Annotated in this window: 15 protein-coding genes; 7 read left to right on the top strand and 8 right to left on the bottom strand. The window is 73.7% G+C overall.

Annotated elements, in window-relative coordinates; genetic code table 11:
* Positions 1 to 2: 2 nt before the first annotated feature.
* The 4 genes from hutI to hutU are packed head-to-tail and all read right to left on the bottom strand — an operon-like array spanning position 3 to position 5546.
* Entirely contained in the window at positions 3 to 1292 is a 1290-nt protein-coding gene (gene hutI / locus ABZ098_RS22235; protein ID WP_356593648.1) for an imidazolonepropionase, read from the bottom strand.
* Entirely contained in the window at positions 1289 to 2626 is a 1338-nt protein-coding gene (locus ABZ098_RS22230; RefSeq protein ID WP_356593646.1) for a formimidoylglutamate deiminase, read from the bottom strand. Before ABZ098_RS22230 ends, hutI begins: the two co-directional genes overlap by 4 nt.
* On the bottom strand, positions 2623 to 3825 hold the full coding sequence (locus ABZ098_RS22225) for an allantoate amidohydrolase (RefSeq protein ID WP_356593795.1): 1203 nt from the start codon (positions 3823 to 3825) through the stop codon (positions 2623 to 2625). Before ABZ098_RS22225 ends, ABZ098_RS22230 begins: the two co-directional genes overlap by 4 nt.
* Before the next feature lie 56 nt (positions 3826 to 3881).
* Positions 3882 to 5546 (bottom strand): urocanate hydratase, encoded by a 1665-nt coding sequence (gene hutU / locus ABZ098_RS22220; protein ID WP_356593644.1) that lies wholly within the window; start codon positions 5544 to 5546, stop codon positions 3882 to 3884.
* Positions 5547 to 5722: 176 nt separating this feature from the next.
* Here hutU and ABZ098_RS22215 point away from each other — a divergent pair, with 176 nt between their 5' ends.
* The 5 genes from ABZ098_RS22215 to ABZ098_RS22195 all read left to right on the top strand — a co-directional run bounded on the left by ABZ098_RS22215 (position 5723) and on the right by ABZ098_RS22195 (position 9638).
* The gene (locus tag ABZ098_RS22215) at positions 5723 to 7105 is read left to right on the top strand and encodes a diaminopimelate decarboxylase (RefSeq protein ID WP_356593793.1); all 1383 of its coding nucleotides are present in this window, start codon (positions 5723 to 5725) and stop codon (positions 7103 to 7105) included.
* A gap of 169 nt (positions 7106 to 7274) precedes the next feature.
* Complete coding sequence (locus ABZ098_RS22210; protein WP_356593642.1) at positions 7275 to 7715, top strand: hypothetical protein; 441 nt, start codon at positions 7275 to 7277, stop codon at positions 7713 to 7715.
* Entirely contained in the window at positions 7712 to 8686 is a 975-nt protein-coding gene (locus tag ABZ098_RS22205; protein ID WP_356593640.1) for a hypothetical protein, read from the top strand. The genes ABZ098_RS22210 and ABZ098_RS22205 overlap by 4 nt, the downstream gene beginning before the upstream one ends.
* A 34-nt stretch (positions 8687 to 8720) precedes the next feature.
* Complete coding sequence (locus tag ABZ098_RS22200) at positions 8721 to 9242, top strand: roadblock/LC7 domain-containing protein (RefSeq protein WP_356593638.1); 522 nt, start codon at positions 8721 to 8723, stop codon at positions 9240 to 9242.
* A gap of 21 nt (positions 9243 to 9263) precedes the next feature.
* The gene (locus ABZ098_RS22195; protein WP_356593636.1) at positions 9264 to 9638 is read left to right on the top strand and encodes a hypothetical protein; all 375 of its coding nucleotides are present in this window, start codon (positions 9264 to 9266) and stop codon (positions 9636 to 9638) included.
* A 16-nt stretch (positions 9639 to 9654) separates the two neighbouring features.
* Here the strand turns inward: ABZ098_RS22195 and ABZ098_RS22190 are convergent, their stop codons facing one another.
* The 3 genes from ABZ098_RS22190 to ABZ098_RS22180 all read right to left on the bottom strand — a co-directional run bounded on the left by ABZ098_RS22190 (position 9655) and on the right by ABZ098_RS22180 (position 12833).
* Positions 9655 to 10248 (bottom strand): hypothetical protein, encoded by a 594-nt coding sequence (locus ABZ098_RS22190; RefSeq protein WP_356593634.1) that lies wholly within the window; start codon positions 10246 to 10248, stop codon positions 9655 to 9657.
* 84 nt (positions 10249 to 10332) lie between these two features.
* Positions 10333 to 11193, bottom strand: a complete 861-nt coding sequence (locus ABZ098_RS22185; protein WP_356593632.1) for a MurR/RpiR family transcriptional regulator — start codon at positions 11191 to 11193, stop codon at positions 10333 to 10335.
* Positions 11190 to 12833 (bottom strand): aromatic amino acid ammonia-lyase, encoded by a 1644-nt coding sequence (locus ABZ098_RS22180; RefSeq protein WP_356593630.1) that lies wholly within the window; start codon positions 12831 to 12833, stop codon positions 11190 to 11192. Before ABZ098_RS22180 ends, ABZ098_RS22185 begins: the two co-directional genes overlap by 4 nt.
* Before the next feature lie 205 nt (positions 12834 to 13038).
* On the opposite strand from ABZ098_RS22180, the gene ABZ098_RS22175 reads away from it, so the two are divergent.
* On the top strand, positions 13039 to 13482 hold the full coding sequence (locus ABZ098_RS22175) for a hypothetical protein (protein ID WP_356593628.1): 444 nt from the start codon (positions 13039 to 13041) through the stop codon (positions 13480 to 13482).
* Between the two features lie 8 nt (positions 13483 to 13490).
* On the opposite strand, the gene ABZ098_RS22170 is transcribed toward ABZ098_RS22175, so the two are convergent.
* Entirely contained in the window at positions 13491 to 14255 is a 765-nt protein-coding gene (locus ABZ098_RS22170; RefSeq protein WP_356593626.1) for an SDR family oxidoreductase, read from the bottom strand.
* Positions 14256 to 14404: 149 nt separating this feature from the next.
* On the opposite strand from ABZ098_RS22170, the gene ABZ098_RS22165 reads away from it, so the two are divergent.
* Entirely contained in the window at positions 14405 to 15256 is an 852-nt protein-coding gene (locus ABZ098_RS22165) for a helix-turn-helix transcriptional regulator (protein ID WP_356593624.1), read from the top strand.
* The last annotated feature ends 65 nt before the right edge of the window (positions 15257 to 15321 follow it).

Raw genomic sequence — 15321 nt, 5'->3', positions numbered from 1 at the left:
CGTCAGGCGACTCGTTCCCCGGCCCGCCAGACCTGGCTCACCAACGGCACCCCCGGCCGGTAGGCCAGGTGCACATGGCTAGGAGCGTTCAGGAGGAGCAGGTCGGCGCGGGCGCCCGGGGTGAGGCTACCCACGTCGTCGCGTCGTAGCGCCGCCGCCCCGCCCGCCGTGGCCGACCAGACCGCCTCGTCCGGGGTCATCCCCATGTCGCGCACCGCGAGGGCCACGCAGAAGGGGACCGAGGAGGTGAAGGAGGAGCCCGGGTTGCAGTCCGTGGACAGGGCGACGGTGACGCCGGCGTCCAAGAGGCGGCGGGCGTCCGGCCACTCGGCGCGCGTGGAGAACTCCGCGCCGGGCAGGAGCGTGGCGACCGTACGGCTGTTCGCCAGGGCGTCGACGTCCTCGGCGGTGAGGTGGGTGCAGTGGTCGGCGCTGGCAGCGTCCAGTTCGACGGCCAGCTGTACGCCGGGGCCGTAGGAGAGCTGGTTGGCGTGGATGCGGGGGTGCAGCCCCTTCGCCCTGCCCGCCGTGAGGATCGCGCGGGCCTGGTCGCCGTCGAAGGCGCCCTTCTCGCAGAAGACGTCGATCCAACGGGCGTACGGGGCGCAGGCGTCGAGCATCTCGCCGGTGACGAGGGAGACGTAGGCCGCCGGGTCGTCGGCGTGGTCGGGCGGGACGATGTGGGCGCCGAGGTAGGTGACCTCGTCGGTGTGGGCCGCGGCGATGCGCAGCGCCCTCGCCTCGTCCTCGACGGTCAGGCCGTAGCCGGACTTGGTCTCGAGGGTGGTCGTGCCCTGGCGGAGGGCCTCGGCGAGGTAGCGGGTGAGGTTGCGTTCGAGTTCCTCGTCGCTCGCGGCCCGCGTCGCGGCGACCGTCGTACGGATGCCGCCCGCGCTGTAGGCCCGCCCCGACATGCGGGCGTTGAACTCCTGGGTGCGGTCGCCCGCGAAGACGAGGTGGCTGTGCGAGTCGACGAAGCCGGGGAGGACCGCCCTTCCAGCCGCGTCGACCCGATTGTCAGTGGCGGGTGCTTTGCTTTGATCACCGGTCCACACGACGCGGTCGCCCTCGATGGCGACGGCCGCGTCCTGGATCAGTCCGAGGGGAGAACCGTCACCCAGGGAGGGGTCGTTGGTGACCAGAGCGGCGATGTTGGTGATGAGCGTGCTCGCGGTGCTCGCGGAGTGGGCGGGGCTGACGGTCGTCGCGTTGCTCATGGCGTCCTCGGTGGCCTGTTCGGCGGTGGGGGCGGGTTCGGGGGCGGGCCGTGGGAGCGGGCTGCCCGGGGTCATCGGTGCAGTGCGGCGACGGCGTCCGCGAGCGCTTTCGGCACGTCCGGCACCAGCGCGTGTACCCCGTCGCGCACGACGTGCCGACCTCCCACGACCGTGTGCGACACGTCTGCTGCCGACGCGGCGAATACGGCCGTCTCGGCCCCGAGCCGCGGAGGCGGCCCTGCCGTCCTGACCGAGTCGAGGGCGATGGTGGTGAAGTCGGCGAGTGCGCCCGGCTCCAGAGTGCCGGCGCCGTCCCAGCCGAGGGCCGCGTGGCCGTCGGCGGAGGCCGCCCGCAGGAGGGCCGCCGCCGTCCAGTGCCCCCGGGTGCGGGTGCGCAGGCGCTCGTTCAGCTCCATCGCGCGTGCCTCTTCGAACAGGTCGATGACGGCGTGGCTGTCGGAGCCGAGGGAGAGCGGTGAACCCGCCTTCTGGAGGGCCACGGCGGGTCCGATGCCGTCGGCGAGGTCCCGCTCGGTCGTCGGGCACATGCAGGTCCCGGTGCCGCTGCCGCCGATCAGGGCGATGTCCCCGTCGGTGAGGTGGGTGTTGTGGACGCCGGTGGTGCGCGGCCCGAGGACACCGTGCTCGGCGAGCAGTTCGGCCGGCGTGCACCCGTGGGCCTCGCGGCACGCGTCGTTCTCGGCGGTCTGCTCGGACAGGTGGACGTGGAGCGGGGCCCGCCGCTCCTCGGCCCAGTGCGCCACGGTCGCCAACTGGTCGGCGGGCACGGCCCGTACGGAGTGGATCGCCGCACCGATCCTCGCGTGATCCCGGTCCTTGAGAACTGAACAGCGTGCAGCCCACTCCTCGACCGTCCCGTCGGAGAAGCGGAGCTGGTGGGTGGTGGGGGGTTGCCCGAAGCCGGAGGAAAGGTAGGCGGTGTCGAGGAGGGTGATGCGGATGCCGGCGTCGGCGGCGGCCTCGATCAGGGCCTCGCCCATCGCGTTGGGGTCGGCGTAGGGGGTGCCGCCGGGGGCGTGGTGCAGGTAGTGGAACTCACCGACCGCCGTCACGCCCGCCAGCGCCATCTCCGCGTACACGGCTCGGGCGAGCGCGTGGTACGTCTCGGGGGTCAGCCTGTCGGCGACCGAGTACATGACCTCGCGCCAGGTCCAGAAGGTTCCGGAGCCGACCTGGACGGTGCCGCGCAGGGCCCGGTGGAAGGCGTGCGAGTGGGTGTTCGCCAGCCCGGGCAGGGTCAGTCCGAGCAGGATCTCGGCGCCGGGCGGCGGGGTGTCGGTGCCGGTGCGGACGGCGGTGACGCGGCCGTCCCGTACGTCCATGGCCACGCCCGGCTCGACGTGGGTGCCGAGCCAGGCGTGCTCCAGCCAGTAGGTCTTCGCTGTCACCTGCAGGCCAGCCCTTCCAGTACGTCGGCGAGCGCGAGGACCCCGGCCACGCAGTCGTCCTCGGCGGCGAACTCCGCCGGGGAGTGCGAGACGCCGGTGGGGTTGCGCACGAACAGCATGGCGGTCGGGATGTTCCCGGAGAGGATCCCGGCGTCGTGTCCGGCGCCGGTTCCCAGGACGGGCACCTTGAGCTCGGTGTCGGTTCCCAGGATGCGGGCGAGTTCGTCGCGCAGGGCGTGGTCGAACTCGACGACGGGGGTGAAGGACTCCCGGACCACGTCGAGGGCGACGCCGTGCTCCTGCGCGTACTCCCGGGCCGCCTTCTCGATCCCGCCGACCACCTGGTCGAGGCTCTCCTGGTCGGCGGCGCGGGAGTCTAGCCAGCCGCGCACCAGGGAGGGGATGGCGTTGACGCCGTTCGGCTCGACGGAGATCTTGCCGAAGGTGGCGACGGCACCGGCGAGTTCGGCCTCCCGGCGGGCGGCGAGCACGGTCTCGGCGTACGACAGCATGGGGTCGCGCCGGTCCGTGAGACGGGTGGTGCCGGCGTGGTTGGCCTCGCCGCGGAAGTCGAACCGCCAGCGGCCGTGCGGCCAGATGGCACTGGCGATGCCGACCCGGTCGCCGGAGAGGTCCAGCGCCCGGCCCTGCTCGACGTGCAGTTCGACGAAAGCGCCGATACGGGCGAGCCGTTCCGGGTCGGCTCCGATGCCGTCGGGGTCGTACCCGGCGGCTTCCATGGCCCGCGGGAGGGTGACGCCCTCCCCGTCGGTCAGCAGGTGCGCCTGTTCGGCGGTGAGCTGTCCGGCGGTGAGCCGGGACCCGACGCAGGCGAGCCCGAACCGGGCGCCCTCCTCGTCACCGAAGTTGACGAGGGCGAGGGGTTTGGTGAACTCGGCCCGCCGGGACCGGAGTTCGTCGAGCGCGGCGAAGGAGGACACGACCCCGAGGGGGCCGTCGAAGGCGCCCCCGTCGGGTACGGAGTCGAGGTGCGATCCGGTGACGACGGCGTCCCCCTGGGCGGGGTCGCCGAGCCAGGCCCACTGGTTGCCGTTCCGGTCGACCTCGTAGGTCAGTCCGCGGGCTTCGGCCTGCTCCTTGAACCAGGCCCGGCACTCGCTGTCGGCCCCCGTCCAGGCGAACCGGCGGTAGCCGTGCGAGTCGGGGTGCCGGCCGATGGGGAGCAGCTCGCGCCACATCTGGTGGAAGGAGGAGGTGCTGTGGCCTCGAGCCGTTCCGGAATCGCCGCCCACGGTCACTCCGAGTCGCCTTCACGCATGGGCACCCGCACGCCCCGCTCGTCGGCGACGGACTCCGCGATGTCGTAGCCCGCGTCGACGTGCCGGATGACGCCCATGCCGGGGTCGTTGGTCAGCACCCGGCGGACCTTCTCGCCGCCCAGCTTCGTGCCGTCGGCGACCGTCACCTGACCGGCGTGGAGGGACCGGCCCATGCCCACGCCGCCCCCGTGGTGGATCGACACCCAGGACGCGCCCGAGGCCACGTTGACCATCGCGTTCAGCAGCGGCCAGTCCGCGATGGCGTCGGATCCGTCGAGCATGGCCTCGGTCTCCCGGTAGGGCGAGGCGACGGATCCGGCGTCCAGGTGGTCCCGCCCGATGGCCAGGGGCGCCGCCAGCTCCCCGCTCGCCACCATGTCGTTGAAGCGCTCGCCGGCCTTGTCGCGCTCGCCGTAGCCGAGCCAGCAGATGCGGGCGGGCAGGCCCTGGAAGTGGACCCGCTCGCCGGCCATCCTGATCCAGCGCGCGAGGGACTCGTTCTGGGGGAACAGGTCGAGGATCGCCTTGTCGGTCTTGGCGATGTCGGAGGCCTCGCCCGACAGCGCGGCCCAGCGGAAGGGGCCCTTGCCCTCGCAGAACAGTGGCCTGATGTAGGCGGGGACGAAGCCGGGGAAGGCGAACGCCCGCTCGTACCCGGCGAGTTTGGCCTCGCCCCGGATCGAGTTGCCGTAGTCGAAGACCTCTGCGCCGGCGTCCATGAAGCCGACCATGGCCTCGACGTGCCGGGCCATCGACTCGCGGGCGCGGGTCGTGAAGCCCGCCGGGTCCTTGGCCGCGTAGGAGGCCATGTCGTCGAAGTCGACGCCCGTCGGCAGGTAGGCCAGCGGGTCGTGCGCCGAGGTCTGGTCGGTGACGATGTCGATGGGGGCGCCCTCGGCGAGCATGCGCGGGACGAGGTCGGCGGCGTTGCCGAGGAGGCCGATGGAGAGGGGGCGGCGGGCGTCGCGGGCCTCGACGGCGAGCTGGAGGGCGTGCTCCAGGGAGTCCGCGCGCACGTCCAGGTACCGGTGCTCGATGCGGCGCTCGATGGCACGCGGGTCGACGTCGATGCAGATCGCCACACCGTCGTTCATGGTGACCGCGAGCGGCTGGGCGCCGCCCATGCCGCCGAGGCCGGCGGTGAGCGTGATCGTCCCGGCCAGGGTGCCGCCGAACTTCTTGGCGGCGACGGCGGAGAAGGTCTCGTAGGTGCCCTGGAGGATGCCCTGGGTGCCGATGTAGATCCAGGAGCCGGCGGTCATCTGGCCGTACATGGTCAGGCCGAGGGCCTCCAGGCGGCGGAACTCCTCCCAGTTCGCCCAGTCGCCGACGAGGTTGGAGTTGGCGATCAGGACGCGCGGGGCCCACTCGTGGGTCTGCATCACGCCGACGGGGCGGCCGGACTGGACCAGCATGGTCTCGTCCTGCTTGAGGGTGCGCAGGGTGCGGACCATGGCGTCGAAGGACCGCCAGTCACGGGCGGCCTTGCCGGTGCCGCCGTAGACGACCAGCTGGTCGGGGTGTTCCGCGACCTCGGGGTCCAGGTTGTTCTGCAGCATCCGCAGGGCGGCCTCCTGCTGCCATCCCAGGGCGCTCAGTTCCGTACCGCGCGGCGCTCGGACGGGGCGGGGTCCTGACATGGTCTGCCTCCTGGGGACTTCGCTGCGGACTGTTGCTGCCGATATTCACATCCTGACTTCATGAATAGAACTAGTCAACAGGTTCTCGCGTCAGCATCGACAGGGCAGGGATGTTTCAGGGCAGGGACGGTCGGCCGACCGTCCGGGGCACGCGTGACGAGCAGGACGGGGACGGGATGGACGGGGACGTGATGGACGAGTACGGCACCGGCGAAGGGCGGGCCGCCCGCCGGGACGAGGCGGTGCGCGCGGCCGTGGAGCAGGGCCTGCTGGGGCCGGACGCCCCCGTCGTGGGGCTGCTCGACGTCACCGGCATCCGGGAGTCGGCCGCGGAGCTCCGCGCGGCCTTCGACGAGGTCACCGCGCCGGGCACACCGGTGCTGCACGCGTTCGCGGTGAAGGCGACCCCGCTGGTGCCGGTGCTGCGGCTGCTGCGCGAGGAGGGCATCGGCGCGGAGGTGGCGAGCCCGGGCGAGCTCGCGCTGGCGCGGGCGGCGGGGCTGTCACCGACCCGGACCGTCCTGGACTCGCCCGCCAAGACCCCGGCCGAGCTCAGGGAGGCGCTGGCGCTGGGGATCGCCGTCAACGTGGACAACCCGCAGGAGCTGGACCGCATCGACGGCCTCATGAGATCGGCCGTCAGCCGCTCCCCGCTCGGCATCCGGGTCAACCCGCAGGTCGGCGGCGGCACCATCGGGGCGACCTCCACGGCCACGGCGACCTCGAAGTTCGGGGTGGCGCTGCGGGACGAGGGGGCCCGCGAGTGGGTCGTGCGCGCCTACACGGACCGGCCCTGGCTCTCCCGGCTGCACGCGCACACCGGCTCGCAGGGCATCCCGCTCTCCCTGATGGCCCAGGGGGTCGCGGAGACGTACGCGCTCGCCGAGGAGATCAACCGGCGGATCGGACGGCCGCAGATCGACACGATCGACATCGGCGGCGGGCTGCCGGTGAACTTCGCCTCGGAGGCGACGACACCGACGTACCGGCAGTACGCGCGGGCGCTCAGGGAGGCGGTGCCGGGGCTGTTCGACGGGCGGTACGGGCTGGTCACCGAGTTCGGGCGGTCGCTGCTGGCCAAGCACGGCACGATCGTGGCGCGGGTGGAGTACGCCAAGAGCGCGGGCGGGCGCCCGGTCGCGGTGACGCACGCGGGCGTGCAGGTGGCGACGCGGACGGTGTACGTGCCGGGGTCGTGGCCGCTGAGGATCGCGGCGTACGACGGCAAGGGGCGGCCCAAGGGCGGCCCCGAGGTGGTGCAGGACGTCGCCGGCCCGGCCTGTTTCGCGGGCGACCTGCTGGCCGAGGGGCGCGCGCTGCCGCTGCTGGAGCAGGGGGACTACGCGGCGGCGCTGGACACCGGCGCGTACTACTTCGCGCACCACTACGCCTACAACTCGCTGGCGCGGCCGGGCGTCTACGGCTTCGCCCCCGGCCCGGCGGGAGGCGTCCGCTTCGCGACCGTACGGGCACCCCAGACGCTCGACTCGATCGTGGCCGAATCCGGAGGGGCGCACGCCGGTGCGCTCACCACCCTGCACGCACCCGGGAGCAGTTGACACGTACCAGCGGGCCGGTTGATCAATTGGCCTCTGAACAAGGCAAGTTGACCCACCTTAGTCACCCTGAGCATGTTCCACCGGAAAATGCCGGATCCCTCACTCCTCGCGCACACGTTGCGTAGTTTCGGCGTCACTCAGCCGAACCCCAGGCGGGAGGGGAGCCACGGTGCAGGGAATCGACGAGTGCCTGCTGGAAGCCATGCGGTTGCCGGGCGCGCGCGGAGCCGCGCTGGTCGACTGGACGAGCGGGCTGGCCCTGGGCGCCGTCGGGGAATCCCCCGGCGGCGACCAGGAGGCGGCCGCCGCGGAGGCCGCCGAGCTCGCCCGGCTCGCCGCCGAGCAGCGGGCCTTCGCCGCGGGCTCCGGGGCGGCCGGGCCCTCCGGGGGCCCCGACGACTCCGAAGCGGGGGCCGCCGGGGCCGGGACCGACCCGCCGGTCGAGGACCTCATCCTCAGCAACCGGGACAGCTACCACGTCCTGCGGTTCGTGCCGACGTCCTTCGACAGCAGTGTGTTCCTGCACCTGTGGCTGGCCCGCGCGGAGGGCAACCTCGCGCTGGCCCGGATCCGGCTCGGCGAGATGGCCGGACGGCTGGAGCTCGGATGACGGCGGTCCGCACCACGCCCACCACCCCGCCGCCCCGGCTGCCGGTGCGCGACAAGGCGGCCGCCCTGGGCCGCGGCTGGGGCGGTGTCTCACCGATGCTGACCCGGCTGGCCGCCGAGCGCGCCACCGGCGTCCTGGTGCGCGAGCGCGGCACCCTGCACCTCGCCGACGGCAAGGTGGTGCACGCCGAGAGCCCGGCCGCCCCCGGCGCCGACGTGCTCCTCGCCGCCCACGGCACGCTGGACGCCGACGTCTGGCGCCAGGCCCTGGCCGAGAGCGTCGCGAGCACCGGGAGCGCCGGCACCGGGTCCCGCCGCCTCACCGGCGCCCAGGCCGTGCACCGGGCGGGCCGCCGGCTGGTCGCGGGCGGGCTGCTCAGCCCGGGCGCCCTGGAGATGTGCCGGCTGACCGCCCTGTACGACGCGGCGTACTTCGCCCTCGCCCCGAGCAGCAGCCCGGGCCGCTTCCGCTACGGCACCGAGGACGGCCCGGACGAGCCCACCGACGCGCCGCGGGAGCCCGACGGCGCCCCCGGCGTCCCGCACCCCGTCCCGGTCGCCGACCTGGAGCGCGAGACCCTGCGCCGCCGGGACCTGCTGCACCGCATCTGGCCGGACGCCCTGCCGGACGAGGTGCCGCTGACCCGGGCCAACCGCCCCGCGTCCCCGTCGCTCCCGGCCCGTCGGCAGGCGGTGCTGGCCCGCGTGGACGGCGTCCGCACGGCGTCGGAGATCGCGCGCGAGCTGGGCCGCCCGGCCTTCCACACCCTGGTGGACGTACGGCGGCTGGTGGCGGCCGGAGTGGTCTCGCCCTGCCCGCCGCCGTTATTCCCCGAGCCGGAACCCGTGCCCGTGCCCGTGCCCGTGCCCATGGCTGCGCCGGGTCCGCCGGGCGCCGTCCTCCCCGTCGAGCCCGTCGATCCCCACATCACCTTGCTGAAGAGGCTCAGGGATGCGCTGGAGGCCCTTTGAGCGGCAGCGGATCCGCGCCGAGAGGAGAGATCTGATGGCAGCAGCTCAGGACGCGATCCTGGAGGAGCTGCGCCGGCTCAGAGCCCGGGTGCCGCAGCTCACCGGCGCCCTCGCGGCCGACGCCGACGGTCTCGTCCTCGCCCAGGACACCCCGGGCGTCGATCCGGAGACCGTGGCCGCGCTCACCGGGGCCACCCGGGCGCTCGCCGCCCAGCTGGCCGACGGGACCGGCCAGGGGGACCTGCGCGAACTGCTTGTACGGGGCGTGTACGGCTATGTCGCCACGTACGCGGCGGGCGCCGGGGCCGTCGTCACGCTGCTCGCCCAGGACCGGGTGAACGTCGGCCGCCTCCACCTGGAGGGCCGTCGGGCGGGCGCCCGGATCGCGGAGCTCGTCGACGGCGCGGTCGCCGAGCCCACCGAAACCCTCACGAAGGCGCCCGCGAAGCCCGCTCCGGCCCGTGCCAGAGCGGCCCGCACGTCCCGGGCCAAGCCCGTGGACACCCGCGCCGCGGCCACCGCACCGACGGCGGCCCGCACCACCACCGATGGTTGACCGAACCGAGGAGACACAGTCATGACCAACACCGAAACCGCGCTGAAGGAGGCCCTCGCCTCCATCGAGGGCGCCACCGGCGTGGCGCTCGTCGACTACACCAGCGGCATGGCGCTCGGCACCATGGGCGGCAGCAAGGGCTTCGACCTGAACGTGGCCGCCGCCGGCAACACCGACGTGGTCCGCGCGAAGATGCGCACGATGGAGCACCTCGGCCTCAAGGGCCAGATCGAGGACATCCTGATCACCCTGTCCGACCAGTACCACCTGATCCGCCTGATCAGCGGACGCGGGGGCAACGGCCTCTTCCTCTACCTGGTCCTGGACGCCAAGCGGTCCAACCTCGCGATGGCCCGCCACCAGCTCCGGCAGATCGAGACCGACCTGGAGGTGTGACCGGCCGGCGCCGGTCCTAGACCAGTGCCGCGGTGCGGCGGCGCGCTCCTCCCGGGGCCGCGTCGCCCGCCGCGACACCCGTGCTGCGGTACGCCTTGACCGCCTTGCCGGCCGGGCGTCCGCCGTTCGCGGCGAGCCAGTCGACCCGCACCCACAGCAGCGCGTCCCCGTCCCGCTCGCGCCGCCCGAGCCAGGCGGCCTTCAGCCAGAGGCCCGCAGCGCACCCGGCGAGCAGCATGCCGCCCGCGACGGGCACCGCGAACGAACTCAGCAGCGCGGCCAGCCAGGCCAGCAGCAGCCACCAGCGGTGCCCGCGGCGCCAGTTGCGCACGGTGACGGCCCGGTCCTGGAGCACGTCGTGCCTGCCCGCGCGGGCGGCGGCCCGCCCCAGCGCCGTGTACCGCTTGCGGCGGCCGTACGCCACCACGGCCACCGCGACGATGAACAGCGCCGCGCCCGCCATCACCCCGATCCGGCGCCCGGTCAGCCCCGGGATCAGCAGCCCGACCGCCGCCGCGAACACCCCGAGCCACCACAGGGGTGCGGCCCCCGCGCGCACGACGACGGCCACCCTGGCCAGCCCCTGAGCCCTGCGATCTGCGCGTGCCACGTCCCGCCTCCTCGTCGTCCTGGCACTGTCCTGCCGGTCGGGGAGAGTAGCGGGCGAACGTGAGACCAGTCTGAAAAAAGCGCCCTACTCGACGAAGAGTCCCCGCGCCGCGGCCCGCGCGTCGAACTCCTCCAGCCGGGCCTGCGCGTCCGGCAGGTCGTCGCACATGGCCTCCAGCAGCACCCGGCCGAGCAGCATCGGCGCGCAGGCGGTGTCGAAGGCGAGGCCGGTGCCGACGGCGGCGGGCAGCAGCAGGTCGGAGACCTTGGCGACCGGGGCGAAGGCGGAGTCGGCGACCGTGACGACGCTCAGGCCCGCCTCCTTGGCGTAGGCGAGGGTGTCGACGACCTCGCGGGGATGGCGGGGCAGCGCGAAGCACAGCAGGGCCGAGGCGCCCGCGCGGACGGCGGCGTCGATCCGGTCGTGGATCATCGTGCCGCCCTCGTGGAGCAGCCGTACGTCCGGGTGGACCTTGGCGGCGAAGTAGGCGAAGCCGTACGCCTGGGAGGCGGCGGCCCGCAGCCCGAGCACCGGCAGGGGGCGGGAGGCGGCGAGCAGCCGGCCTGCCTGTCGCACCGGGCGCGGGTCGGCGAGGACCTGCGCCAGGTGCTTCAGGTTCTCGATCTCGGCCTCCACGGCCTGCTGGTACTCGTTGTACGACGCGGAGGCGGCCGTCTGCTCGGCGGGCGCGACCTCGCGCAGGTGCCTGCGCAGGGCGGGGTAGCCGTCGAAGCCGAGGGCGACGGCGAAGCGGGTGACGGAGGGCTGGCTGACCCCGGCCAGCTCGGCGAGCTCCACGCTGGACAGGAACGGCACGTCGGAGGCGCGCCGCACCATGCTGTGCGCGATGCGCCGCTGGGTCGGTGTGAGCCGGTGCCCCTCGAACAGTGCCTGAAGCCGTCCCGCGGGAGTGTCCGCCGCACCCGCCGCACCCAGGTCGCTCATGCCTCGATCCCCCTCCAGATGTCCGTGAACCGGTCGAGCAGCGCGGCCGCCGCCGTAACGTCGCCCGTGAGCGGCCGGTCGGCCGGGTCCTCCGCCAGCACCGCCTCGGCGAGTTCCAGCGCGCGGCCCACCGGCAGGCCCGGGTCGGGCCTGAGACCGCGCTGGCGCAGCGCCCTTACGGCGGCGACGAGTTCGCAGCCGACCACGAGACGGTACGCGCCGCACGCGCGCAGTGTCTGACGGGCGGCGAGCGAGGCGAAGCTGGCCTGTTCCTCGACGCCCCGGGAGAGTACAGCGTGGCCGAGCGAGGCGGGCGCGGAGAAGGCCCTGAGGTCGCCGAGGGCGGCGCCCGCGGCGTACTCCAGGATCATCACGCCGGAGGAGGCGGGCTCGTGGTCGGCGAGGAAGGGTCTGAGACGGGTGAAGGCGGGCTCGTTGAGCGTGGAGAGCCGGGACGTGGACAGGCGGGCGACCTGGGTGAGGGCCAGCCTGAAGTGGTCCAGGGCGAGGGCGAGTTGGGCCTGGTAGAAGCCGCCGTGGTGGTAGGCGGCCATGTCCTCGGGGGAGATGAGGGGGTTCTCGGCGGCCGCGTTGATCTCGACGACGAGGACTTCCTCCAGGGCGTCGGCCGCGTCCTGGGCGGGCCCGTGGATCTGGGGCAGGCAGCGGAAGCCGTAGGGGTCCTGGATGCGGCCGAGCGGCGGGGCGGGCCGGTCCTCGGCGCCGATCAACTCCCGCATCCGCCGGGCCACTTGGGCGGACCCGCGGTGCGGGCGTGCCGTGTGCACGGGGGCTGCGTACGCCTCGTGGGACCCGTCCACGGCGAGCAGTGACAGCGCCCCGACGACCTGGGTGGCCTCGACGAGCCCGCGCAGCTCGTGCAGCGCGAGGGCGGCCTGGCCGAGGGTGAGGGCGTTGCTGCTGATGAAGGCGAGGGCGTCGTTGTTGTCGAGGGGCTGGGGCTCGGGAACACCCGCCTCACCGCGCGGACCGGCGGCCTCCCGAGGCCGGGGGACGCCCGCCCCGGCGCCGGGCAAGACGCTCCCACCAGGCCCTCCGGGCTCACCGGACACGCCCGCGTGCCCGCCGGAGACTCCCCCGCCGCCGCGCCAGGGGTGTTCCCCCGCCAATGCCAGCCCCGCCTGGGCCAGGGCCGCGATGTCTCCGGTCCCCACCGAGCCGAACTCGTTGACGACCGGGTACGCGCCGCTCTCCAGGGCCTCGCACAGGGCCGTGACGACGGTCGGGCGCAGTCCCGCGCCGCCCGCCAGGAGCTGGTTGGCGCGGACCGCGAGCATCGCGCGGACCTGCCGGGCGGGGAGTTCCCCGCCGATGGCACCGGCATGACTGCGCAGCAGCCGTAGCCCGTGGCCGGCGGCCGCCTCGGTGGGCACGTCCTCGTTCCGGTTGGCGCCGACCCCGGTCGAGCGGCCGTAGACGCGTCCGGTCGCGGCGATCTGCCGGGCGGCGTCCCAGGACCGCGTCACCCGCTCCATCGCGCCCGCCCCGGGCACCGGTCGCGCGCTCCCGTCGGCGAGGCGGACGACGTCCGCGACACCGAGCGAGGTCCCGTCGAGGACGACCGGTCCGGTGTGCCCGACCGCGACGGGATCCGGCGTGTCCACGACCCGAGTCGACATCAAGCCCAAGCTCCCCTCGCCCGAACAGCGCACCCGTTGACAACATATTCAACCAACGAGAACTCTGCATGCCGCTATACAGCCGGGCAAGAGACGTCTCATGATCCGGTTCGGCGACCCGGGGCGGACCCTACGACGGACCCCCGCCGCAACAGGGGGGCTAACCCCAGTGCAGCGCGTGTTCCCGCTGCCTACCGTGGACCGCATGACCGGAATGGATGCGCGGGACCCCGAACTCAAGAAGGAACTCAACGCCACCCTGCAGGCCCGCAGGGAACTGGGCGAGGAGTACGAGTCCGCGCTGGTCGACTCGTTCCTGGAGAAGGTCGACCAGCGGATCGACGGTGCCGTGGACCGCCGCCTGCGCCGTCAGCTCGCCGAGCAGCAGATGGTGACGGCCCGGGGAGCCCGCTCGCCCAAGCCCACCGACTCCTTCGGTGAGCGCTTCGGCTTCGGCATCGTCTCCCTGGTGCTGGCGATCCCGCTCTCCGGGATCGGCGGCGCCGTCGCCGACCTGCCCGGCCTGCTGGTCACCTGGGTCGGCATCGTCGGCGTCAACGCCTTCCAGGCGCTGCGCCTCAACCCCGACCTCTTCCGGGGCGGACGGCGCGCCGAGCCGTCCTCCGGGAGCAGCGACTGGGAGGGCTGACCCGGCGCTCACACCTGCGCGGTCGGCAGCACCATGATCTGGCGCAGGTTGACGTGCCGGGGCCGGCTGGTGACGTAGGCGACGAGGTCCGCGAGCTCCGTGGCCGCCAGCATGCCCGTCGCCTCGACCATGCCGCCGAGCTGCTCGCGCAGCGCGTCGTTGTCGATGTGCGTGCCGAGCTCGGACTCCGTGAGCCCCGGCTCGATGTTGGTGACGCGCACGCCCCGCGGCCCGAACTCGTTCCTCAGCAGCGCCGACAGATGGGTGACCGCGGCCTTCGTCGCCCCGTAGACGGCGAAGTTGGTGAAGCTCGTGACGTGCGCCCCGATGGACGAGACGTTCACCAGGTCCGCGCTGCGGCCCTGCTCCGCCGCTTCGTACAGGTCCCCGGCGAACGCGCCGATGACCCGCAGGACACCGGTGACATTGGTGTCGATCATCCGCTGCCACTCGTCGATCCTGGCGTCCGCGATCGGGTTCGGCAGCATCACGCCCGCGTTGTTAACCACCAGGTCGACGGTCCCCCAGGCCGCGTGGACGCTCTCCACGGCGGCCGCCACGGACGCGTCGTCGGTGACGTCGGCGACCACCGCCAGTGCCTGTCCGCCGTCGGCCCGGATCTTCCCGGCGATCGCCTCCAGCCGCTCACCGCGCCGCGCGAGCAGCACGACCCGCGCCCCCTGCGCCGCCAGCGTCACGGCCGTGGCCTCGCCGATGCCGCTCGCCGCTCCGGTGACGACGGCGGTACGTCCGGCCAGATTCTCGTACGACATCGATGTGCTCCTCGGTGGGATGTCCGCCGGGGTGACTCCCCGGCCCGACCACCACCCTGCGGCGCCCGGGCGGCCTTACCCAGGGATGCGCTTTTCCTGGGTCTGCCAGTACCAGGTTCGGCGGCCGGGCCTCCCCTACGATCGAACCCATGGACGGGGACCTCGGAGACTTCTTGCGCTCACGCCGCGCCCGCATCCGGCCCGAGGAGGTGGGGCTGCCCTCGCACGGCCGGCGCCGCGTGCCCGGTCTGCGCCGGGAGGAGGTGGCGCAACTGGCCGGAGTGAGCGTCGACTACTACATCCGGCTGGAGCAGGGCCGGGGCCCCGGGGGCCCCTCCCGGACGAAGTCGGGAGGAGTCTCGGACGCGGTGCTGGACGCCGTCGCGCGCGTGCTGCGCCTGGACGAGACGGAGCGCGCGTACCTCCACGCGGTGGCCCGCCCCCGCAGACAGACCGAACGCCCGACGCGCCCCCGCGTCCGCGAGGGCGTCCAGCTCATGATCGACGCCATGGACCGCACCCCGGCCTTCGTCCTGGACCGCCGGATGACCGTCCTGGCCTGGAACGCCCTGGCCGACGCGGTGTTCGGCTACAGCGGTACGACGGCCAGAGCGCGCAGCATCCCGCGGCACGTCTTCCTCGACCCGGCCGCCCGTGACTTCTACCCGGAGTGGCAGGCGGTGGCCGCCCAGTGCGTGGCCCACCTGCGGGTCCTGGCGGGCCACCACCAGGACGACCGTGAACTGACCTCGCTCGTCGGCGAACTCTCCCTCAAGAGCGAGGACTTCCGCCGCCTGTGGGCCGACCACCAGGTCAAGGAGTGCTCCTACGGCGTGAAGCGCGTCCAGCACCCGGTGGCGGGCCTGCTCGTCTTCCCGCACGAGAGCCTCACGATCCCGGGGGACGACGGCCAGAGCCTGCTCGTCTACACCCCGGAACCGGGGTCGGAGACCGCGGAGCGGCTGGCGCTGCTGGGCAGTTGGGCCAGTACGGGAGCGTAGGAGAAGTGTGCGCGGGGACCGCCGCACCCCCGTGAACGGGGGGCGGGACGACGGCGGTCCCCGCG

It is taken from the genome of Streptomyces sp. NPDC006335, assembly GCF_040612795.1.
In the GTDB taxonomy this organism is placed as follows: domain Bacteria; phylum Actinomycetota; class Actinomycetes; order Streptomycetales; family Streptomycetaceae; genus Streptomyces.
This window is presented reverse-complemented; position numbering and strand designations above follow the sequence as displayed.